Origin of the sequence: Devosia submarina (assembly GCF_003056345.1) — a bacterium.
Classification (GTDB): Bacteria; Pseudomonadota; Alphaproteobacteria; order Rhizobiales; family Devosiaceae; genus Devosia; species Devosia submarina.
In genome coordinates this window covers 217458-236962 of the sequence record NZ_PYWB01000008.1, presented here as the reverse complement: position 1 = coordinate 236962, position 19505 = coordinate 217458, and the positions used below count along the sequence as shown (strand labels likewise).

Annotated in this window: 19 protein-coding genes; 5 read left to right on the top strand and 14 right to left on the bottom strand. The window is 61.2% G+C overall.

The window, feature by feature from the left end; genetic code table 11:
* Window positions 1-48 precede the first annotated feature (48 nt).
* Window positions 49-441: a GreA/GreB family elongation factor gene (locus DDE77_RS13775; protein WP_108398051.1), complete on the top strand. Its 393-nt coding sequence runs from the start codon at window positions 49-51 to the stop codon at window positions 439-441.
* A gap of 39 nt (window positions 442-480) precedes the next feature.
* Here the strand turns inward: DDE77_RS13775 and DDE77_RS13770 are convergent, their stop codons facing one another.
* Window positions 481-1170 carry a L,D-transpeptidase gene (locus DDE77_RS13770; RefSeq protein ID WP_108398050.1) on the bottom strand — a complete coding sequence of 230 codons (690 nt, stop codon included), beginning with the start codon at window positions 1168-1170 and terminating at the stop codon, window positions 481-483.
* Window positions 1171-1307: 137 nt separating this feature from the next.
* Entirely contained in the window at window positions 1308-3236 is a 1929-nt protein-coding gene (locus DDE77_RS13765; protein WP_170116522.1) for a putative bifunctional diguanylate cyclase/phosphodiesterase, read from the bottom strand.
* Between the two features lie 261 nt (window positions 3237-3497).
* Here DDE77_RS13765 and DDE77_RS19505 point away from each other — a divergent pair, with 261 nt between their 5' ends.
* Window positions 3498-3653, top strand: coding sequence for a hypothetical protein (locus tag DDE77_RS19505; protein WP_157959831.1), 156 nt, complete (start codon window positions 3498-3500; stop codon window positions 3651-3653).
* Between the two features lie 20 nt (window positions 3654-3673).
* Window positions 3674-5623: a hypothetical protein gene (locus tag DDE77_RS19740; RefSeq protein WP_108398048.1), complete on the top strand. Its 1950-nt coding sequence runs from the start codon at window positions 3674-3676 to the stop codon at window positions 5621-5623.
* Between the two features lie 53 nt (window positions 5624-5676).
* Here DDE77_RS19740 and uxuA read toward each other — a convergent pair whose 3' ends face one another.
* Genes uxuA through DDE77_RS13740 form a run of 4 tightly spaced genes read right to left on the bottom strand, consistent with a single transcriptional unit; the run spans window position 5677 to window position 9808 of the window.
* On the bottom strand, window positions 5677-6906 hold the full coding sequence (gene uxuA / locus DDE77_RS13755; protein ID WP_108398047.1) for a mannonate dehydratase: 1230 nt from the start codon (window positions 6904-6906) through the stop codon (window positions 5677-5679).
* 60 nt (window positions 6907-6966) lie between these two features.
* Window positions 6967-8250 carry a TRAP transporter large permease gene (locus DDE77_RS13750; protein ID WP_108398046.1) on the bottom strand — a complete coding sequence of 428 codons (1284 nt, stop codon included), beginning with the start codon at window positions 8248-8250 and terminating at the stop codon, window positions 6967-6969.
* A gap of 2 nt (window positions 8251-8252) precedes the next feature.
* On the bottom strand, window positions 8253-8774 hold the full coding sequence (locus DDE77_RS13745) for a TRAP transporter small permease (protein ID WP_108398045.1): 522 nt from the start codon (window positions 8772-8774) through the stop codon (window positions 8253-8255).
* 56 nt (window positions 8775-8830) lie between these two features.
* On the bottom strand, window positions 8831-9808 hold the full coding sequence (locus DDE77_RS13740) for a C4-dicarboxylate TRAP transporter substrate-binding protein (protein WP_108398044.1): 978 nt from the start codon (window positions 9806-9808) through the stop codon (window positions 8831-8833).
* A gap of 92 nt (window positions 9809-9900) precedes the next feature.
* On the opposite strand from DDE77_RS13740, the gene DDE77_RS13735 reads away from it, so the two are divergent.
* On the top strand, window positions 9901-10602 hold the full coding sequence (locus DDE77_RS13735; protein ID WP_108398043.1) for a GntR family transcriptional regulator: 702 nt from the start codon (window positions 9901-9903) through the stop codon (window positions 10600-10602).
* A 5-nt stretch (window positions 10603-10607) separates the two neighbouring features.
* Here the strand turns inward: DDE77_RS13735 and DDE77_RS13730 are convergent, their stop codons facing one another.
* The 5 genes from DDE77_RS13730 to DDE77_RS13710 all read right to left on the bottom strand — a co-directional run bounded on the left by DDE77_RS13730 (window position 10608) and on the right by DDE77_RS13710 (window position 14270).
* A complete protein-coding gene (locus DDE77_RS13730) occupies window positions 10608-10883 on the bottom strand; it encodes a helix-turn-helix domain-containing protein (RefSeq protein WP_108398042.1) in 276 nt (91 codons plus the stop codon).
* Window positions 10884-10958: 75 nt separating this feature from the next.
* Window positions 10959-11897 (bottom strand): MYG1 family protein, encoded by a 939-nt coding sequence (locus DDE77_RS13725; RefSeq protein ID WP_108398041.1) that lies wholly within the window; start codon window positions 11895-11897, stop codon window positions 10959-10961.
* Between the two features lie 86 nt (window positions 11898-11983).
* Window positions 11984-12748: an amino acid ABC transporter ATP-binding protein gene (locus DDE77_RS13720; RefSeq protein ID WP_108398040.1), complete on the bottom strand. Its 765-nt coding sequence runs from the start codon at window positions 12746-12748 to the stop codon at window positions 11984-11986.
* Complete coding sequence (locus DDE77_RS13715; RefSeq protein ID WP_108398039.1) at window positions 12745-13425, bottom strand: amino acid ABC transporter permease; 681 nt, start codon at window positions 13423-13425, stop codon at window positions 12745-12747. Before DDE77_RS13715 ends, DDE77_RS13720 begins: the two co-directional genes overlap by 4 nt.
* A 77-nt stretch (window positions 13426-13502) precedes the next feature.
* Window positions 13503-14270, bottom strand: a complete 768-nt coding sequence (locus DDE77_RS13710) for an amino acid ABC transporter substrate-binding protein (RefSeq protein ID WP_108398038.1) — start codon at window positions 14268-14270, stop codon at window positions 13503-13505.
* 305 nt (window positions 14271-14575) lie between these two features.
* On the opposite strand from DDE77_RS13710, the gene DDE77_RS13705 reads away from it, so the two are divergent.
* Entirely contained in the window at window positions 14576-16525 is a 1950-nt protein-coding gene (locus DDE77_RS13705) for a polysaccharide biosynthesis protein (RefSeq protein WP_342748574.1), read from the top strand.
* Here DDE77_RS13705 and DDE77_RS13700 read toward each other — a convergent pair.
* From DDE77_RS13700 to DDE77_RS13690, 3 genes are read right to left on the bottom strand one after another with little or no spacing between them, the layout of a single operon-like run.
* Complete coding sequence (locus tag DDE77_RS13700; protein ID WP_157959830.1) at window positions 16459-17484, bottom strand: MraY family glycosyltransferase; 1026 nt, start codon at window positions 17482-17484, stop codon at window positions 16459-16461. The genes DDE77_RS13705 and DDE77_RS13700 overlap by 67 nt on opposite strands.
* Window positions 17481-18398: an NAD-dependent epimerase/dehydratase family protein gene (locus DDE77_RS13695; protein ID WP_157959829.1), complete on the bottom strand. Its 918-nt coding sequence runs from the start codon at window positions 18396-18398 to the stop codon at window positions 17481-17483. Before DDE77_RS13695 ends, DDE77_RS13700 begins: the two co-directional genes overlap by 4 nt.
* Window positions 18395-19471, bottom strand: coding sequence for a glycosyltransferase (locus DDE77_RS13690; protein ID WP_108398035.1), 1077 nt, complete (start codon window positions 19469-19471; stop codon window positions 18395-18397). Before DDE77_RS13690 ends, DDE77_RS13695 begins: the two co-directional genes overlap by 4 nt.
* Window positions 19472-19505: the final 34 nt, after the last annotated feature.

The window sequence follows — 19505 nt, the reverse complement described above, 5'->3', positions numbered from 1 at the left end:
AATTGCCGGCCTTTGGGCTGACAGTTTCAACATTATCCGGAGGATAGAATGGGTATTTTCACATCCACTCTTCCCCCCATTCTTGTGGGGGAAGCCGATCGCCATGATTTGCTTGTCCTTGCCATGGGCGGCAGCGGGCATAGTGCCGACGAGGCCGACCATCTGCTTTATGAATTGGGGCGCGCCCGGACTGTCGCCGACAGCGAACTGCCGTCCGATGTGGTGCGGATGGGGTCAGTGGTGCGGGTGAGCGTCGATGGCGGTTCGCCGCAGCATGGACGCCTGAGCTATCCGCAGGAGCAGGGGCCGGACAGCATCTCGATCTTTTCTCCGGTCGGCACGGCATTGCTCGGCCTGCGCGCCGGCCAGACCATGTTCTGGACGGACCGTGACGGGCGGCGACGCGAGATCAAGCTTTTCGCTGTTTATAATCCCGTGTGACAAAAACGGCCGCAACAGATGTTGCGGCCGTTTTTCTATTCAAGTGACGATCAGCGGGGAGCCGCTACGCACATTGTCATGCAAGTGAATGATGTCTTGCGGCAGAAGGCGTACGCAGCCGCTTGAAACAGCCTGGCCGATGGTGCGTTCGTCGGGATTGCCATGGATGCGATAAAGCGTGTCGGTATTGCCCTGGTGAATATAGAGCGCGCGCGGGCCCATGGGATTGTCTTCGCCCGGCGGCATGCCGTGGCGATATTTTTCTAGTTCGGGATGGCGGGCGATCATGTCCGAAGGGGGCGTCCAGGTCGGCCATTCGCGCTTGTAGGCGATGTGCGCCCGGCCTGACCATTCAAAGCCAGCCGCGCCGATGCCAACGCCATAGCGCATGGCCCGGCCATTATCCTTGACATGGTAGAGGAAGCGATCGGTGGTATCGACGATCACCGTACCTGGCTTTTCACCCGTGGGGTCGTCCACTTCCTGGCGCCAGAAGCGCCTGGGCACCAGTTCCATGCGCGAGGCGCGGATAGGGAAGCGGTCAGTGGTGATGGCGGCATACATCAGCCGCACATCTTCGGGAACTTCGCTTGCAGTCGGTTGCGGCTTTGGGGGCGCGGCGACGGCGGCCAGCTGGCTGGAGGATGTGGAACAACCCGCCAGCACAAGGCCAAGCAGGCTCAGGCCTCCAGTTAAAGCGGCGCGTCTGCCAATGGGGGCATGGGTCATGGCTTTTCTCCTAATGCGAGCGGGCGAGCTAACAAGGTCAATAATGTTGACGTTTCAGGAGAGATAGAGGCCTAACCCGATTGTGACTGCCTCCAGAGGCAGACACACTGTTCACCGAAAGGGCCCAAAAGTGGTGCTTAGGCCTGGAGGAGCTGGTGATCCTTTCTCTCAAGCAGGGAGGTAACGGCGTCGAGCGGCATGGGGCGGGCGAACACATAGCCTTGGTAATAGTCGCAGGCGATGTTCTGGAGGAACAACAACTGATCTTGTGTTTCCACCCCCTCGGCGACGCAGGCGATGCCCATGGAATGGCAAAGACCAATAACGGCTTCCAGCAGCTTGCAGCCGCCGGCCTGCTCTACGCCGGCAAGGAAGGAGCGGTCGAGCTTTACCTTGTCGATGGGAAAGCGATGCAGATAACTCAGGCTCGATTGTCCGGTGCCGAAATCATCAAGCGCGATCTCCGCTCCGAGCGCATGCAGAGCACCGATGGATTGTTCGGCAATAGCCAAATCCCGCACGACAGCGGTTTCGGTGAGCTCGAACACCAGATTGCGCGGGTTAACTGCCGATTTCTGCACCAAGGCGATAATGGCCAGAACGGTTTGGCTGCTGACCAAGTCGTGGCCTGAAAGGTTGAACGAAATTCGCATGTCGGGAGGCAAAAGCGATGCGGCTTCCAGCGTCTTGCCAAGGAGCAGGAGCGTCAGGCGGTTGATCAGGCCCATGCGCTCGGCCAAGGGGATGAAAGTGTCGGGCGCGACAGGGCCGAGATCCGCATTGGTCCAGCGGGCGAGGGCCTCGAGGCAAACGATGCGACCCGTCCTGACATGAACGATGGGCTGCAGGTGGATGCTGATTTCCTGGTCCAGATCGGCGCTCTGGAGCGCTTCTTCGAGGCGCCGGTGGAAGCGGATGCGCTGTTCGTGATCGGCAGAAAACAGCATGGACGAGCCGCGATTTTCGGATTTGGCGGCATAAAGGGCGTAGTCAGCGCTGTCATAAAGGGCGCGAGCAGGGCCCTGGACTTCGTTGGTGGTGGCGAGGCCGCAGGAGGCCCCGATGGACACAAGGTGGCCGCCGATCTGCATGGGGGTTGCTAGTAGGCTGCATACCCGATCGGCGCGCTCGGTGGCCATGGGGCCGTCGGCTCGGATCAGGAAGGCGAATTCATCGCCGCCAAGACGCGCCACCATTTCATGGGGCTCGAACAGCTCACGCAGCCGCTGCCCAACCATTTGCAGCACCTGATCGCCTACGAGGTGGCCATAGGTGTCGTTGGCAGCCTTGAAGCGATCGAGGTCGATAACGCCAATGGCCCAGGCCTGGCCGGGAAGGAGCTCTTGCGTGTTGATCCTGTCGAGCTCGGAAAAGAAATGGCGCCGGTTGGGCAGGCCCGTGACCTGATCGGTATGGGCCAGAACAGTGACCTCGCGGTTGAGGCGCTCGGTTTCCCTTTGGGTGCGGATGAGCTGGGTGAAGCCCTGAAAGCTGTTGAGCAGCACCCGTGTCATGACGAGCGTTACTAGGACGATGTTGAGGCCGATGGCAGTGTAGATAGGGTCGCTACGCGTCACGTAGAACAGCAGGTAAGGGATCGTAACAAGGGCGGTCACCGCAAGGGCCGCCTGGGGCAGGTGCATCAGGCAGAAGATGCAGCCGATCACGGTAATGGCTATGAAGATGGCGACATGGGCATGTTCGCGCTCGCCGCCATACTGGTTCATGCCCAGTGACCACGCGATGTAGGCAATGGCCATTACCGAACCCAGCAGGATGGTGCGCTGCATCACCCGGACGGCATGGCTCGGATCGGTCACGATCTGGGGCCGCATGGCCCAGGTCACGAGGCGGTAGAGGCTGGCCAGGACTAGGAATGCGGGGATCCAAACCGTCATCCAGGCGGGGGCGACCTCCGCATGGGTATAGGCCAGGGCAACAGAGTTGACGCTCAGAAGGGCGTAGAGCAGGGGAATCTGCTTTTGCAGCTCGTTCAGCTGTGCCAGTGCCTGCCGATCATCAAGCGAGCGGAGGGTGAACCAGCCCAAAGCCTTGCCCGTGATCAATATTCGTCCTCCCATTCCCGCTTAGGAGCATGGAGAGCGGTTATGAACAGGGCGTTAGCGCCAATTCATTCGTGAACGCTAAAGCGGGGCGGGTGGGTTAATGCCGGGTTTATAGCTGGCCCTCTTGGGGGGAATTGCCGGCGGGAAGCGGGTCGTTCGCATTTGCCCAGTCGGGTTCAGCAAGCGTTAAGCCAAAGGCCTGATGGGGCAGAACCCCTGGCCAAATCGTGGCGTTGGCACCCCATCTCGGAGGAGGATACAATGCGAACTTACAGCTATATTTCGGCAATCGCGCTGGCAGCCGCGCTCATCACCACACCGCAGGCAACACATGCCCAAAACCTTGGTATTGATCTGGGTGGGGCCGAGGTCTCGGTTGACCTCGGGGCGGGGGCGTCGACGCCTCGGTTGGCCTAGGCGGTGACGATGATGTCAATGTGGATGCCGGCGTCGGTCTCGGCGGCGATAGCGGCCTTGATGTTGATGCCGGCGTTGGTGTCGGTGGCGACGATGGCCTTGATGTTGACGCTGGTGTCGGAATTGGCGGTTCAGATTCGGGGGCCGGCAGCAATCTCGTTGATGTCGATCTTGGTGTCGGAACCGGATCGCAAGGTGGCACCGGCCCTAATGGCGGCCGGCTCATTGATCTTAATGCCAATGTGCTCGACGGGCCCGTTGTGGATGCCGAAGTGGACGTGCTGGGCGGCGGGACTGCGCCGGCGACCAGCGCGCCATCGGGCAACAATCTTCTGACCGGCGATATTCGCATTGGTGCCATTTCAAACCAGGGCGCGCGGGCCGATGCCCTTTTGGGACTGATCAGCAGCCCCGGATTGACGGATATCGATCTTGATGGTGCGATCGATGACCGGCGGGTGTCCATTATTGCGGCGGCAGACCTGTTGAGCGAAGACGCGCTTGCGGATGTCGAGTTGGCCATCGGCGAGGGTGGCGAAGGGCGCTCGCAATTGCTTGAGGCCCTCTCGGGCAGCAATGAGCTCACCTCCATTCTGGGCAGCCGCGGGATAAACCTTGAGGATGTTATTGCCGTTCAGATCGCGGAGAATGGCGCCACCGAGGTCATCGTGCTGGAAGACACATTGCGTGTCGCGCTTGGCGGTAATGAGGGTGATGTTGCAACAATCGGGCTCGCTGATGCCGCGGAGCTCGACGTTGATCTCCTTAGCGACGAAGAGCTGGCGGAAGTTGACCTTGACCTTCTTCCCGATGAGCAGCGTGCACAGGTGCAACTGCGGCTCCTAAGCGGGGAGAGCAATATTGCCGATCTTTCGGCTGACCAGCTCGCTGAAATCGATCTTGATCTCCTCTCGGACGATCAATTGGCTTCGCTCGACGTCGATGCGCTGCCTAAAACCCTGCGCACGCCGATCCAGCTGCGCCTCCTGGGCGAGAACGGTGATGCGGCCGATCTTGCCGTGGGGGACACAGCGGAGATCGACATTGATCTTCTTAGCGATGAGGAACTCGCGGAGGTTGACCTCAACTTGCTGCCCAACAACCAGCGTGCGCGGGCACAGCTGCGTCTCCTGAGCGGCGACGGCCATGTGGGTGACCTTTCGGTGGAAGAGCTCGCCAATATTGATCTTGATCTGCTTTCGGATGAGGAACTGGCTTTGCTGGATCTCGATGCCTTGCCCGAGACGCTGCGCGCGCCGATCCAGTTGCGCCTCCTGGGTGAGGATGGTGACTTGGCCGACCTTTCGGTTGGCGACCTTGCCCAGATCGATATGGACCTGTTGCCGGGTGCACCGGGATCGGACGGCGGTGACACTGGCAGTGATGATGGTGAGAGCGATGACGGCGGCACCGGCACTGATGATGGAGATACCGGCAGTGATGGCGATGGTACTGGTGGCAGCGATGGTGACGGCGGCACGGGTGGAAACGACTCCGGCGTGGGTGACGATGGCTCCAACGGCAATGGCGGCGATGATGGTGCGCCGGGCGAAGGTGCCGGTGGCAGCAATGGCGATGACGGCGACACTGCTGGTGAAGGTGCCGGTGGCGGCAATGATGGCTCAACCAGCACCGGGGGCGGCCAGGCCGCGGTGTCAAACGGTGCAGCCAACCAGGCTAACTCCCTTGTCGCTACGCTCGATTGCGAGATCGGGATCCTGGCGCTCGCCAATGGCGTGAGTGCGACGGCTGAAACCATTGCGGGAGCCCAGAGCCTAGAACTGGTCCGCATCGATGGTTGCGAACGCAGCCTGGTTGATGCCGATATCGGCAGTATTCACCAGGCAGTGGAGAACAATCCTTCGATTGCTGCAGCCCTGCAAGAGGCTGACATTCCGGCAGATCACATCGTGGGCGCCACGATCCAGGCGGGTATCCTGACCCTCTTCATCGGTCCCGTGGTTTCCTGAGAAACCCAGGCGTACAAACAAGACCCCGGCCTCGCGGCCGGGGTTCTTTATTGTCAGGCGCCTTGGGCGAATTGGAAGGAAACGGCTCCGTGTTCAAGGGCGCGGGTGATGCCGCGCAATTCGGCGAGGCCCTTCATGCGCCCGATGGTGGGATAGCCAGGCTGGGCGACGCGCTTGAGATCGTCGAGAATGTCCTGTCCATGGTCGGGTCGCATGGGGATCTCCCGATCGGCGCGACCCGTAGCACGGCGGCGGTTTTCTTCGGCGAGAATGGCGCCGATCAGCGCCACCATGTCGGTATCGCCCTCCAGATGCTCGGCTTCGTGGAAGGAGCCCTTCACATCCGGGCTCTCTCGCTTGACGTTGCGCAGGTGGAGGAAGTGCACGCGATCGCCCAGCTCGGCCATGATGGCGAGCAGGTCATTGTCCGGCCGGGCGCCCAGGGAGCCCGAACACAGGGTCATACCATTGGCGGGACTATCGACGGCAGAAAGGATTGCCCTGAAATCGGCGCCCGTGGACATGATGCGGGGGAGGCCCAGCAGAGGGAATGGCGGATCATCGGGGTGGCAGCAGAGGCGCAGGCCGAGATCCTCGGCGAGGGGCACCACCTGTTCCAGGAAATGGATGAAGTGCTGGCGCAGCCGGTCGGCGGAGATCTCGCCATATTGGGCGAGGTGCATGTGCATGTCGTCGAGCGACATGGTGTCGGTGGAGCCCGGCAGCCCCATGGTCACACTGCGGGCGAGGGTGCGCTGGCCGTCATCATCGAGTTGCGCAAAGCGACGGGCGGCTTCCTCGACGATTGCAGGCGTATAGTCTTCCCGAGCGCCGCGGCGGGCGAGGGTATGGATATCGAAGGCGGCGAAGTCGTTGATGTCGAAGCGCATGCAGGTGCCGCCATGGGGCAGGCGCCAGCGCAGGGCCGTGCGGGTCCAATCCAGCACGGGCATGAAATTGTAGCAGATTACCTCGATCCCGGCGCCGGCAAGGTTCTCCATGCTGATGCGGTAATTTGCGATGTGTTCGCGCCAATCGCCTGTCTGCTTCTTGATGTCTTCCGAGATCGGGAGGCTTTCCACTACGTCCCAGTTGAGCCCCGAGGCGGAGCCATCCCTGCGCCGAGCGATTTCACGCTGGCGGCGCGCAATTTCCTCGGGCGTCCAGATCTGGCCATTGGGAATGTGGTGGAGGGCCGAGACGACGCCCTGGGCACCGCTCTGGATGATGTCGTCTATGCCCGTCAGGTCCTGCGGGCCGAACCAGCGCCATGTTTGCTTCATGGAAAACTCCGGAAAGAAAATGGGGCCGCATCCGGGCAGGCGCGGCCCAATGGCAGGCGATCAGCTGCCGAAGGCCATGCGCGGTAACCAGAGAACGAGGTCGGGGATAAACAGCAGCACGGCGATTAGGCCGACGATAGCGGCGATGAAGGGGATGGATTCGAGGGAGTATTCCTCGATAGACACATTCATCAGCGAACATACCGCAAACATGGCCGAGCCGCTGGGCCAAGTCATGCCGCCCAAGGTGACGATCGACATCATCAGGATGCCGAAATGCACTGGGTCCATGCCGATCTGGGTAATAATGGGCACAAAGATCGGCGTCAGCAGCAGGACCATGACGGTGCTGTCGAGAGCAAGGCCGGCCACAAGCAGGAAGATTAGGATGACCAGGACGATGACGGCGGGTTCGGTGATGCCGGCCAGCATCCATCCAGCCAATTCCTGCGGTACCTGAAGGTAGATGGTGGCATAGCCGATCATGCCGCTCATCAGGATGATGAGCATGATAAGGCCCACGTCGGAGGTTGCCTGGCCGAAGCTCTTCCAGACCTTTTCGATCGTCAATTCGCGATGGGCGAAAAAGCCGATCGCGAGTGCATAAACGACGGCTGCAGACCCCACTTCAGAGGGCGTAAAGAGGCCACCGCGGATGGCGAGCACCAAGGCCACGGGAAAGAACAGGGCCCATTTGGCGTCCCAGCACGCAATGGCAAGGGCCTTAAGGGAAGGGCGCTCGACATTTGCGACCACATATTTGCGGCGCTTGGCGATAATGTAGACGGTGAGCATCAGCACCAGCATCATCAAGATGCCGGGGATGATGCCCGCGAGAAACAGCCTGCCGATCGAGACATTGCCCACGAAGCCATAAAGGATGAGGCCGATGGAAGGCGGAATGGTTGCGGTGATGAGTGAGCCCACCGCGATGGCAGCGGCGGAAAAACCCTTCCCATATCCCTTGGCAACCATGGTGGGCCCGAGGATACGCGCTTCCATTGCGGCATCTGCTACGGCAGAGCCAGACACGCCGCCCATCAGGGTCGAAAGGACAATGGCGACCTGCGCCAGCCCGCCTGACATCCAGCCGACCGAGATCAGCGCGACTTTGAGAAGGCGGGCGGTAATACCGCTCTCGTTCATCAAATGGCCGGCCAGCACGAAGAACGGCACGGCCAGGAGGGGAAAGCTCTGGCTCATGGAGGCAATCTTTTGCACGCCGATGGACATGGGCATGCCCTGCGTCGTCATGAAGAAGATGAAGCCCGAAATGCCGGTTGCGAAAGCCACGGGCATGCCGATGACCATGAGAATAACAAAGACGATACCGATCAGAGCCATGATCAGAGCTCCAGCGAGGGTGCGCTGGCGTCCATTTCAGCCTGCGTGCGGTTGTAGATGAGCAATTGGCGGTCGCGGCCGCGGAAGGCGCTAACCGTGTTGTAGACAAGCGTGGCGGCAAGCAGCAGGCAGCCGACCGGGACCGATACGGTCACCCAGGCATAGCTCAGCGTTGAATCGCCAAAGGTGCGCTCGCGGTTCAGCCAGGTGAGCTTCCAGCCTTCGTTCACAAGGATCAGAAGGAACGCAATGATCAGCGCGGTGCAGAACAGTTCGAGCCAAAAGCGGCGCTGGTAGCCGAGGCGCGACACGAGCACTTCCATGCCCAGATGGCCTTTTTCGCGCATGGCCTTGTTGGAGCCAAAGAAGCACAGCCAGACGAACAGGAGCTGCGCCATGTCGACTGACCAGATCAGCGGATGGCCAAAGAACCGCATGATGGCGGCTGTGAAAACAAGGCCGGTGATGCCGGCGAGCAGGGCGAAGCAGATCGCCAGCTCCAATTGAGCCAGACGCTTGAGCATGGTGCGCTCCGATGATGGGGAAAATGGCGGGCCCTGGGGACCCGCCTTGTTGGTTCTTATTCGGCGACGATGGCCTGGAGCTCGTCACGCAGGGCGCCATAGCCCAACTTTTCATAAACGCCAGCGGTGGCTTCCTGGAAAGGTGTGACATCAATCTCGTTGACGGTCATGCCAGCGGCAACAAGGTCGGCTTCAATCTGGGCGAGGGCGTCGCCAGTGCCGTTGGAGGCAATGTCGCCGGCTTTGAGCGCTTCGTCCCGCAAAACGGTCTGCAGTTCGGCCGGGAGGCTGTCGAACCATGGGCCGGAGGTGACAAGACCGGTGATGAGATTGATGTGCCCGGTCTTGGTCAATACGGACGTCACTTCGTTGAGCTTGGCGCCTTGACCTGCGGGAGGCTGAGCCTCGACAGCGTCGATGACGTTTTGCTCAAGGGCGGCGTAGACTTCGGCGAAGGGCATGGGCGTTGGCACCGCGCCCATGGCGCTGACCGTTTCGACCCAGACGGGGGCGCCAGGCGTACGCACACGGATGCCGGCGAGGTCTGCAGGCGTATTCACGGGCTCGCGGGTCCACAGGTGCCGTTCGCCTTGCCACCAGTTGAACGAGAGAACCTGATGGCCCGAAGTGTCATGGAGCTTTTGCACCCATTCCTCGAACCGGTCGGAGACGACGACCTTGCGGATCCCTTCGTAGCCGGAGGCCAGGTAGGGTGCGCCTAGAACCCCGAACTCGTTCACAAAAGCGGCGAGGCGTCCGCCATCAACGACCACGGCGACAGGGGCGCCGGCGCGAGCCTGCTCAAGGACGTCCTCATCGGCCCCGAGCTGGGAATTTGGGAAAAGCTTGACTTCAATCGCGCCGTTAGACGCTGCTGCAACATTGTCGCGGAAAGCTTCTAGGCCCTTGTAGAGCGGGTCAGAGGTAGCCAGAGCCGTGTTGACGCTGAGCGTATAGTCGGCCGACAAGACTGGAGCGGTGTAGGCAACAAACAGGCCAGCAGCAAGCGCCGCGGCAAGCGGTGTGAATTTCATGGTTGTCCTCCCTAGCGGCAAGCGCCGCAGAACCCGCCTCTAGCAACGGGTATGTAGAAATGGTAGTATGGTAGTAGACAGGAGTCAACACGATGGTCATCTTGCCGCTCGCTGATAGCGCCCTCCCTCTTTCGCGACCCGCCACGGTGGGCAATCGCGTGTTCGATGCCATGCGCCAGGCAATTATCCAGCTTCAGTTGCGGCCGGGCGATCCGCTCTCGGAAGCAGAAATGGCCCGGCAATTCGGTGTTTCGCGCCAGCCGGTGCGTGAGGCGTTTATCAAGCTGGCCGAGGTGGGGCTGGTGGAGATCCGGCCGCAACGGGGCACGTCAGTGGTGATGATCTCCCGTCGCGAGGTCGAGAATGCGCGTTTTATCCGCGAAGCGATCGAGGGTGCGGTGGTGCGCAAGGCAACAGAGGAAGCCAGTGCCGGCCACCATGATCGGCTGGACGCCCTGGTGGAACGCCAGATTGCAGCCAATCGTGCTGGAGATTTGGCTGAGTTCCTGCGGCTGGATGAGAATTTCCATCAGGCCATAGCCGAAGCTGCCGATTGCGAGCACGCCTGGCGATTGCTGGAAAACCTCAAGGCGCAGATGGACCGGGTGCGCTATCTTTCCCTATCAGATGCGACCCCAATCGAAACGCTGATCGGGCAGCACAAGGTCATTGCCGAGGCCATCCGGCGCGGGGATGCCGATGCGGCGGAAGCCGAGATGCGTCAGCATTTAAGCGAAATCCTGAAGTCGCTGCCGATCGTGGCGGAGGCGCATCGGGACTGGTTTACGAAATAGGCTGACTACGCAGCCCGCAGGGTCTCGAAGGGCAGTTGGGGTTCACGGGTGCGTTGCTGCTGTTGGCGCAGATGGTAGCGCACAACAGCGGGGCTGACTTCGAGAAAATCAGCGATCTCGCTTGTGGAAAGGCCCTGCCGCTCCCCTTCGAGCACAAGGGCGCGACCGGCCTGGGTCAGGTGACCGCCTTCGGTTTTGAAAAGCCGGCGTGCCTTGGCAAGCTGGTCGGCAAGCGCCAAAACCTCGGTTGCGTGCCGCCGGAAAGTGTCTTCAGTGAACATCAAATATCTCCGTCTTCCTTACGCTTTATATGGGAAGTCGGAAGGCTGGTATTTAGATGTTCAGGCAAGGAAACCTCAGGCAATTCGGACTTCTTCCGAGTTTTCGAGATGCCGCTTGACGGCTAGCTCTGCCATGGAGAGGGCGGCCTCGCGGGTCCTGGCTGCTGCCACGAAAAGCTTGTTGTGGCAGAAGCTGGCGCCAGCAATGCCGGTCACCCGTTCCAGATCGCTATTGGTGAGCCCAGCCCAGCTTGCGGGAAGGTCAGCGCGGGTTTCGAAGCCTTCATCGGCACGCCGGATCGTGGTTACACACCAATCGTTTTCGCGTGGATGCACCACAAACAGCAGATGGTCGGCGCCTGCCTTTACGATAGCGGGGCGAAACGGCATGCCGAAGGGCAGCTCGAGGATGGGGCTGTCGCCGGCTGCTTCTATGGCTTGGAGCACCAGCCCTTCGGCGCGCAGCTTGGCGGCGTAGCGCGCCATTGCGGCTTCAACGAATGCACGGGCAATTGCGAGGGCGCCCGTGAAGGCGCGGCTCTCGGCATCCGGTGACTTGTCGTCAAAGACGGGTTTGAGGGTCTCGAGCAGGCTGGGAAGCGTCAGATCGGCAAGGGGGCCGCTTGGGCTCAACACGCCATTGTCGGTGAGGTCGATCGGCAGCACGAAATCGGTATCGAAGGCGATGTGGGTGGTTTCCAGATGCTGCCCGGGAATGCCGGAGAGCTGGAGATATTCCTGCCCGAAATGCTTCCAGACCAAGCCAAAGGAGCTGTAGGGCCGCCCATCAGGACGCAAGGGGGCGCCGCGCTGATGGTGATCGAATATGCCCAGGTTTGCATCATAGGCGCCGCCGACATCATAGATGATGCGGTCCGCGGCCGGGGTGATCCATTGGGGCGAGCGGCTGCGCATGATTTGCGCCTGCGGATAAAGCCGCTGGAGAATAACAGTGGAGAGCAGTTCATCGGCGTGAAAGCCACCGGAATGGGTGACAAGATAGTCTATGGGCATCAAAACTGCTCGGTCGGGAAATGGCGATAGGGGCGCAACTACACCATTGCGCCCGTGAGGTCACGCTGGCAGCAGGCTTTTCAGCTCTAAGCGTCCGGCAGCGATGTTTGGGCGGTAAGGGTTGAGATAAAAAGCCTGGTGCGCTCGTCCCGAGGGGCGCCGAAGACCTGGCGGGCTGGGCCGGCTTCAACGATCTCCCCGCCATCAAGGAACGCCACATTGCTAGCAATGGTCGCGGCCAGGCGCAGATCATGGGTCGCCATCAGCATGGTCGTGCCGTCGCGCGCCAATTGGGCCAAGACTTCCACCACTTCGGCGGCAAGCTGTGGGTCAAGGGCGGAGGTGGGTTCATCGCACAGGAGAACCTTGGGAGAGGGAGCAAGGGCGCGGGCAATGGCGACGCGCTGCTGCTGCCCACCCGAGAGATTTGATGGCCAAGCCTCGGCTTTTGCCGTCATGCCGACTTTTTCGAGCAGTTCAAGCGCCCGCTGCCGCGCCCTGTCGTGTGGCCATTGGAGGACCGTGGTCAGGCCTTCCATGACATTGCCGAGGGCAGTCAGATGGGGGAAGAGCTGGAAATTCTGGAACACCATGCCCGTTTTGCGCCGGAGCCGCAGGATGGCATCGCGGCTGGGGCGGTTGGTGGGGGTGAATTCAACGATCTCGTCGTCGATGGCGACTCGGCCCGATTGGGGCATTTCCAAAAGGTTCACGCAGCGCAAAAGGGTGCTCTTGCCGCTGCCGGAGGGACCGATAAGGGCCGTGACACCGCGTTCGGGCACTTCGATGCTGGTGCCTTTGAGGACGTGGAGGTCGCCAAAGCTTTTGTGAATGTCGGTCAGAGCGATCATGATGCGGCCTCGATGAAGCCGCCATAGCGCGAGAAGCGCTTTTCGACGCGCGCCTGAAGGCTCGAGAGAACCGAGCTGACCACGAGGTAGATCAGCGCCACCTCCACGTAGAGGATCAGCGGTTCATAGGTCGTGGCAACGATGCGCTGGCCGGCCCGAAAAAGTTCAGGAACCGTGATGGCCGCGGCCAGCGATGTATCCTTCACCAGGGAGATAAAGGTGTTGGAGAGGGGCGGGACGGCGATCCGGGTAGCTTGCGGCAATATGGTGCGGCGCATGGCCTGGGGCCAGGTCATGCCGATGGAATAGGCGGCTTCCCACTGGCCCTTGGGCACGGAAAGGAGCACGGCGCGGATGATTTCGGAAGTATAGGCGCCCACATTCAGCGTGAACCCGATCAGGGCAGCGGGGAAGGCGTCAAGCACGATGCCCACGCTGGGCAGGCCATAGAAGATCAAAAAGAGCTGCACCAGGAGCGGTGTGCCGCGGATGATCCAAACATAGAAGCGCACGATGGCGGCAAAGGGTTTGGGCGCGAACAACCGCGTGACGGCTGCAATAAAGCCAACGCCCAGGCCGAGCACAAAGGACAGGAGCGTCAGTGGGATCGTAAAAAGAACGCATGCCATCAGCAGCGATGGCAGCGACTCGATCATCAGAGAGAGCCAATGGGGCATGGCGGAATCCGTCAGCTCACGAAAAAGGACCGGCTGCTTTTGTGCAGCCGATCCCTAACGATAGCGGGGCGTGAAGGCTATTGCGAGACGTCTTCGCCGAAGTATTTCTCGGAAATCTCGCTATAGGTACCGTCCTCGCGGATTTCGGCAAGGGCATCATTGATGGCCTGGAGCAGTTCAGGCTTGCCCTTGGCAAGAAGAACGCCGGAGAAATCGGCATCGGCTTCGGTGGCGGCAATCTTCACCTGGGCGTCTGGCTGTTGCTTGGTGAAGTCGAAGAAAGAGAGGCTGTCATTGATGGTGGCGTCGGCGCGGCCCTGCAGAACCAAGGCGATCGACTGATCGAACCCTTCGGTCGGGACAATCTCGGCGCCGTATTGCTGCGCGAGCTTGCCGTAGTTGCTGGTCAGGGTCTGAGCGGCCCGCTTGCCGGAAAGTGCTTCAAAGCTGGTGATGTCGGTGTTGTCGGCCTTCACCACGAGGGCAGCCTTGGAGGCGATATAGGGCTCGGAGAAGTCGTACTTGGCCTGACGCTCCTCGTTTATGCCGACCTGATTGATGACAACATCATAGCGGTTGGCGTCGATCCCGGCGATCAAACCGTCCCAGGGACCTTCGACGAACTGGGCTTCAACCCCGATGCGCTCGGCGATCTCGCGGCCGATCTCAACGTCGAAGCCGACCAGCTCGCCACTGGCATCGTGGAAGGTGAAGGGGGCATAAGTGCCTTCGGTGCCGATGCGCAGGACGCCGGCCTGCTTGATCTCGTCGAGGGCAGACTGGGCCAGGACCGGAGCAGCCAGGCTCAGGGCAACAAGAGCGGGCAGCAATCGCAAGAGCTTCATTGATCTCTCCTTGTTTTGTCGGCCTTCCGAGCCGCGTGTGGGCTGTAAAATGCTCCGCGGGCGGGTTTGTTTCAACTGGGTGGATGGATGTTTTACCGGCGCGGCGCGAGGGAGGTACTTATGCCCGCGAGTGCTATGTTCGGAGTTGAACTTGCCCTATTTTGCACAGGGGCAAGCATGCGCCGGATGGCGCTTGACCATCCGGCTCCATCGGACTCTTTCATTTCCCGATGGGAGCCGGTACTTAAGGGATTCTGCAGGCACGAAATCCTGCCGTGCAAGGCCCGTGTCAGAGTCGGAAGAGATTGGCGATCTTTGAGTCCATAAAGACGGCGCTGGCCGATATGCCGCGTCCGCTCAAGCGTGTCGTGCTGATTTGCTTTGACGTTGCAGTGCTGGTGCTGGCCGTGTGGTGCAGCTATGCCCTGCGCTATGGCGGGTTTTTCACGCCGCGGCCGCAGCAATGGCTGGTGATCGCGGCAGCGCCGATGGTTGCCATCCCGATCTTTATTCGCATGGGGCTCTACCGGGCGGTGATCCGCTACCTGCCCGAGCGGGCCATCTGGACCATGCTGCAGGCCATGACTTTCGCGGCCTTTGTCTGGGTGTTCTTCGTATTTCTGGCCGAGATGGCCGGAAATGGCATCGTGCCGCGCTCGGTGCCGTTTTTCTACTGGCTGATCGGAGGGCTCCTGATCGTGGGCAGCCGGTTTGCCGCCAAGCATTTCATCTGGGCGCCGCCCGAAGAGCAGTTGCGGCGCGGCCAGATCGTGATCTACGGGGCAGGCGAGGCCGGCTCGCAACTAGCGTTGGCTCTTCGCTCGCAAGGTCGGCGGCTGATCGTGGGGTTCCTTGATGACGACCGGAGCCTGCATGGTCGTGACATCGCGGGACAGCGGGTTTATCCACCTTCCGAACTGCCCAACCTCATCACCAATTACGGGGTGGAGGAGGTTATTTTATCCATGCCGTCGGTGTCGCTGGAAAAGCGGCAACAGATCGTCACGAGCCTCACGCAGCACCCGATCAAGATCCGGACGCTGCCCCATATTGCGGACCTGCTGACGGGCAAGTACCTAGTCAACCAGATCCAGGAAATCGACATCGACGAATTGCTGGGCCGCTCGTCGGTGCCTGCGGAATCCGAGCTTTTGGGCGAGATGATCCGTGACCGTGCGATCCTGGTGACCGGCGCCGGCGGATCTATCGGTTCGGAATTGTGCCGGCTGATTACGCTCTGGTCGCCCAAGGTTCTGGTGCTGCTGGAGCAAAACGAGTTCGCGCTCTACAACATTCATCGCGCTTTGATGGCGAAGGCTGGATTTCCAGTGGTTCCCGTGCTGGGGTCGATCGCAGACGGGCCATTGCTGGCGCGCGTGCTGGAGCAGAATGGCATCGAGGTTTTGTTTCATGCCGCGGCGCACAAGCATGTGCCCATGGTGGAAGCCAATGCGCTTGAAGGCATTCGCAACAATGTTTTCGGCTCGCTCGCCGTCACTCGGGCGGCCTTTGAGGCGGGGGTGCGTGATTTCGTCCTGATCTCCTCGGACAAGGCGGTGCGTCCCACCAATGTGATGGGCGCGACCAAGCGCTGGGCGGAACTGATCATGCGCCACTTTGCCGGAAAAGCTCAGGAGGCGGGCACCGGACAAAGGTTTAGCGCCGTGCGTTTTGGCAACGTGCTGGGCTCGAATGGCTCTGTGGTGCCCTTGTTTGAAGAACAGATTGCCAAGGGTGGCCCGGTGACCCTGACCCATCCGGAAATGACGCGCTATTTCATGTCGATCCACGAGGCCGCCGAGTTGATCGTGCAGGCGGGTGCCTTGGCGGAGGGTGGTGATACCTTCTTGCTGGAAATGGGGCAGCCGGTGAAGATCGCGGACCTTGCGCGCAACATGATCCAGCTGGCGGGTGAAACCGTGCGGGATGCGGCCAATCCGGGCGGCAGTATTGAGATCGTGACAGTTGGCAGCCGGCCGGGCGAGAAGATGTTCGAAGAGCTGTTTTATGATGCCGCGAACGCCCAGCAGACGCGCCATCCCAAGATCCTGCGGGCCATTGGGCGGCGGGATATCCAGGATTTCCCAGCTGAATTGAGCAAGCTCGAGCAGGCGCTTCTCGACCGGGACGAGCAGGCTGCGCGCAAGATCCTGTTCGACTTTGTTGCCGAATCCGCGCCGCTTGCCGATCAGGCGGAGGTTTCCGTTGCGCCGCCCGCATTGGCCCAGGCGGCGCATCCGACGAGCGGCGCGTAAGCAAGCGCGACCACAAGCCAGTTGCCATCGCCTTGCACGAGCCATGCCAAAGGCAGGGCCCAAAGAAGGGTCAAGGCGCCATAAAGCAGCGTCACATTGCGATGTCCCCAGCGGCGGGATAGCTGCTGATAAGCGTGGCGGCGATGGGCGTGCCAGGGCTTTTCGCCGCGTGACATGCGCCGAACAAGGGTGAGCGTGGCGTCGGACACAAAGACCGATGGCAGGATCAGCCAGGCCTGGTAGCCGATCTGGCCGGCGCTCAAGGTGAGCAGGGCCAACGCGAAAATGATAAGTGCGAGGCTGTTAGATCCCGCATCGCCCATGAAGATACGTGCTGGAGGCCAGTTGCGCAGCAGGAAGCCCGCTGTTGCCGCCGAGGTGGTGAGCGCCATCCAAAAGGCAGGCGTTTCCGGTGCCTCGGGATGGCCGGTCCACCAGAGCAGGCAGGCACCAAGGAGGATAAAAATTGCCTGGGTGCCAGCCAGACCATCAATGCCATCCATGAAGTTGAAAAGATTGAGCCACCAGAGCCCTCCAAAAAGCACGATCAATGCGAGCAGCATACCGGAGAGGGTAAGGGTGGGCATAAGGGGGAGATCGGGCAGGGGACCGAGTGCCCAAACGAGGGCGCCGAGCACCAGTGCCTGCATGGGAAAACGAAGGGCCGCAGGGAGGTCTCGGAGGTCATCGGCAAGGCCAAGTGCGGCGATCAGCGCGGTTGCGAGGAGGATCGGCCAGAGCTGCGATTCACCGGAAAGGCCCAGGATTAGCAGTGCCAAGAGCGTTGATGTGGCGATGGCCGCGCCGCCGCCGCTAGGGGTGGGCACATGGTGGGAGGAGCGGTGATTGGGGTGTTGCACCAGGCCTAGATGAACAGCATTTCGCTCGATCTGAATGGTCAGGAACCAGCCAAGCGCTCCGACACCCAGGCAAAGAAGGAAGCCCCAGGAAGCGCTCATGGGCTGGCGTTCTCCCGATAGCGCCGGGCCGCATCGACGATCCCATCGCGCAGTTGGACAGGTGGGATCCAGCCGCATTGCGCGCGAAATTTGCTGGTGTCGACGACCAGGCTTTGTGACAGTTTGTCGATGGGCTGGGCTAGGCCGAAGCGGCGCATGGTGTGCAGGGCGAAAGGGGGAATCGCAAGAAGCCGCGCGGGTTTGCCGAGGCCTTGGCCGATCAGCTGGAGCAGTTCTGGGGTAGACAATGTACCCTCGTCCGCGAGGTGGAAAATGCCGGTGGCATTTTCGCCTTGTGCCAGGCAGAGGCGGACAGCGTCGGCGAGATTTGGCGCGGCAAGAAAGCTGCGCTGGTTGCGGATTCCGGCAAGGGGAAGCGGCAGGCCGCGGGCGCACCAGCGCAGCATTTGCCCGAAGCGGCCGCCGGCGTCGGGGCCGTAGACGAGCGGTGGGCGCAGGCAGGTGACGCGCAATCCGTCCATGGCAAGCAGGCCCTGTTCGGCAGCGAGTTTCGAGCGGCCATAGGGGGTGGTGGGACGAGAAATGTCTTGTTCTTGCAGCGGTTTATCTTCGCGCTCGCCGAGGGCTGCGATGGAGCTGATGAAGATGAAATGCCGAACGCCAACTCGCCTCGCGGCCTCGGCCAGACGGAGGGTGCCCTTTGTATTGATGTCGTCGAAGGTGCTGGCAGAAGTGGCCGATTTGTCGAGGACATGGGCGCGGCCGCCGGCATGAACAACGGCGTCGCAGTCGGCAAGGGCCTGGGTCCAATCGGCGTTGGGGCCGAGGGGGATGCGGTGGTCGACGTGGGGGCTGGAAAAGCCGGCGGTTTGGACGGTGTGGCCGGCGGCACGGAGGGTTTGAACAAGGGTGCGGCCGACGAAGCCGCTGGCGCCGGTGACAAGGATCTTCACGCGATCAGCTCCCGGTAAAGCGCGGCGTAGCTGTTCCCCATCTTCTTGGCGGTAAAGAGGTTTTCGTAGCGAGCGCGGGCGGCGGCGCCCATTTGTTCGCGTCGTAGCGAATCGCTCCAGAGGGACTGCATGGCGGCGGCGAGGGCTTGGGGATCGGCGGGGGGGATGGTTAGGCCCGTAATTTTGTTCAGGTTTACGTAGCTCGTGCCGGTGCCGATCTCGCAGGAGATCATGGGTTTGCCGGCGCGGGCGGCTTCAAGGAGGGCGACGCCGAAGGCTTCGGACCGGAGGTGCGAGGGGAAGACGAAGGCGGTGCAAGCCTCTAATAATGCTTGCTTTTCAGCTTCGGTGACTTCGCCAAGGACAGTGACATTTGGGGGTGTTTCGCCGGGGTCGCCGGAGCCGGCGAGGACCACCGGCAGGCCTGAAATACGGGCGGCTTCGAGGAGGAAGGGGAGGCCCTTGTAGTAGCGCATGGCGCCCAGGAACAGGAAAAAGCGGGGTGGCATTTGCCCCGTTCGCGTTAGCAGACTGTTATCGTCCAGTACCGCACTTGGGCCGATTCCGATGGGAATCGTGCGCAGTTTTTCCCTGTAATGCGAGAGGATCGGACTGGTTTGCGCGTAGTTTGGCGACGTTGCGACGATGGCGTCGACGGAGCCAAGGAAGCGGTGCATCAATGGGCGGTAGAGGCGAAGGAGGCCCTGCTGTTTCACCACGTCGGAATGGTAGGTGACGACGCTGGGCTTGCCGTGCCGCACCGCGAGATGCACGAGGTCCATCATAGGCCATGGGAAATGGTAGTGGACAAGATCGGCTTGTGCGGCAAGGCGCCGGAAGTCGCGGAAGACGGATCGGGAGAGGCCCGTGGAGGCTATGTAGGCATCCTGACGGGATTGATGCGAATAATGGCTGCCGACCGGGATGGGCGTGGGGTTTGGGTTGGGGCTGAGCGATAGGACGTCGGTGACGATGCCGTGTTCAACGGTCGATTCGGCAATGGCGTGGATAACGCGTTCAACGCCGGTGAAGCTGTCTGGCAGATAGGTCTTGAAGAAATGCAGAACACGCATGGATGCGGCAAAGATCCGTGCTGTGGCCGCAGGC

Bases quoted from the DNA above. Each gene is read 5' to 3' on its own strand.
- DDE77_RS13735 (WP_108398043.1), top strand. From the start codon at position 9,901: ATGGTCATCTTGCCGCTCGCTGATAGCGCCCTCCCTCTTTCGCGACCC.
- uxuA (WP_108398047.1), bottom strand. From the start codon at position 6,906: ATGAAGCAAACATGGCGCTGGTTCGGCCCGCAGGACCTGACGGGCATA.
- DDE77_RS13770 (WP_108398050.1), bottom strand. From the start codon at position 1,170: ATGACCCATGCCCCCATTGGCAGACGCGCCGCTTTAACTGGAGGCCTG.
- DDE77_RS13710 (WP_108398038.1), bottom strand. From the start codon at position 14,270: ATGAAGCTCTTGCGATTGCTGCCCGCTCTTGTTGCCCTGAGCCTGGCT.
- DDE77_RS13700 (WP_157959830.1), bottom strand. From the start codon at position 17,484: ATGAGCGCTTCCTGGGGCTTCCTTCTTTGCCTGGGTGTCGGAGCGCTT.
- DDE77_RS13740 (WP_108398044.1), bottom strand. From the start codon at position 9,808: ATGAAATTCACACCGCTTGCCGCGGCGCTTGCTGCTGGCCTGTTTGTT.
- DDE77_RS19505 (WP_157959831.1), top strand. From the start codon at position 3,498: ATGCGAACTTACAGCTATATTTCGGCAATCGCGCTGGCAGCCGCGCTC.
- DDE77_RS13715 (WP_108398039.1), bottom strand. From the start codon at position 13,425: ATGCCCCATTGGCTCTCTCTGATGATCGAGTCGCTGCCATCGCTGCTG.
- DDE77_RS13730 (WP_108398042.1), bottom strand. From the start codon at position 10,883: ATGTTCACTGAAGACACTTTCCGGCGGCACGCAACCGAGGTTTTGGCG.
- DDE77_RS13745 (WP_108398045.1), bottom strand. From the start codon at position 8,774: ATGCTCAAGCGTCTGGCTCAATTGGAGCTGGCGATCTGCTTCGCCCTG.
- DDE77_RS13750 (WP_108398046.1), bottom strand. From the start codon at position 8,250: ATGGCTCTGATCGGTATCGTCTTTGTTATTCTCATGGTCATCGGCATG.
- DDE77_RS13690 (WP_108398035.1), bottom strand. From the start codon at position 19,471: ATGCGTGTTCTGCATTTCTTCAAGACCTATCTGCCAGACAGCTTCACC.
- DDE77_RS13725 (WP_108398041.1), bottom strand. From the start codon at position 11,897: ATGCCCATAGACTATCTTGTCACCCATTCCGGTGGCTTTCACGCCGAT.
- DDE77_RS13720 (WP_108398040.1), bottom strand. From the start codon at position 12,748: ATGATCGCTCTGACCGACATTCACAAAAGCTTTGGCGACCTCCACGTC.
- DDE77_RS13775 (WP_108398051.1), top strand. From the start codon at position 49: ATGGGTATTTTCACATCCACTCTTCCCCCCATTCTTGTGGGGGAAGCC.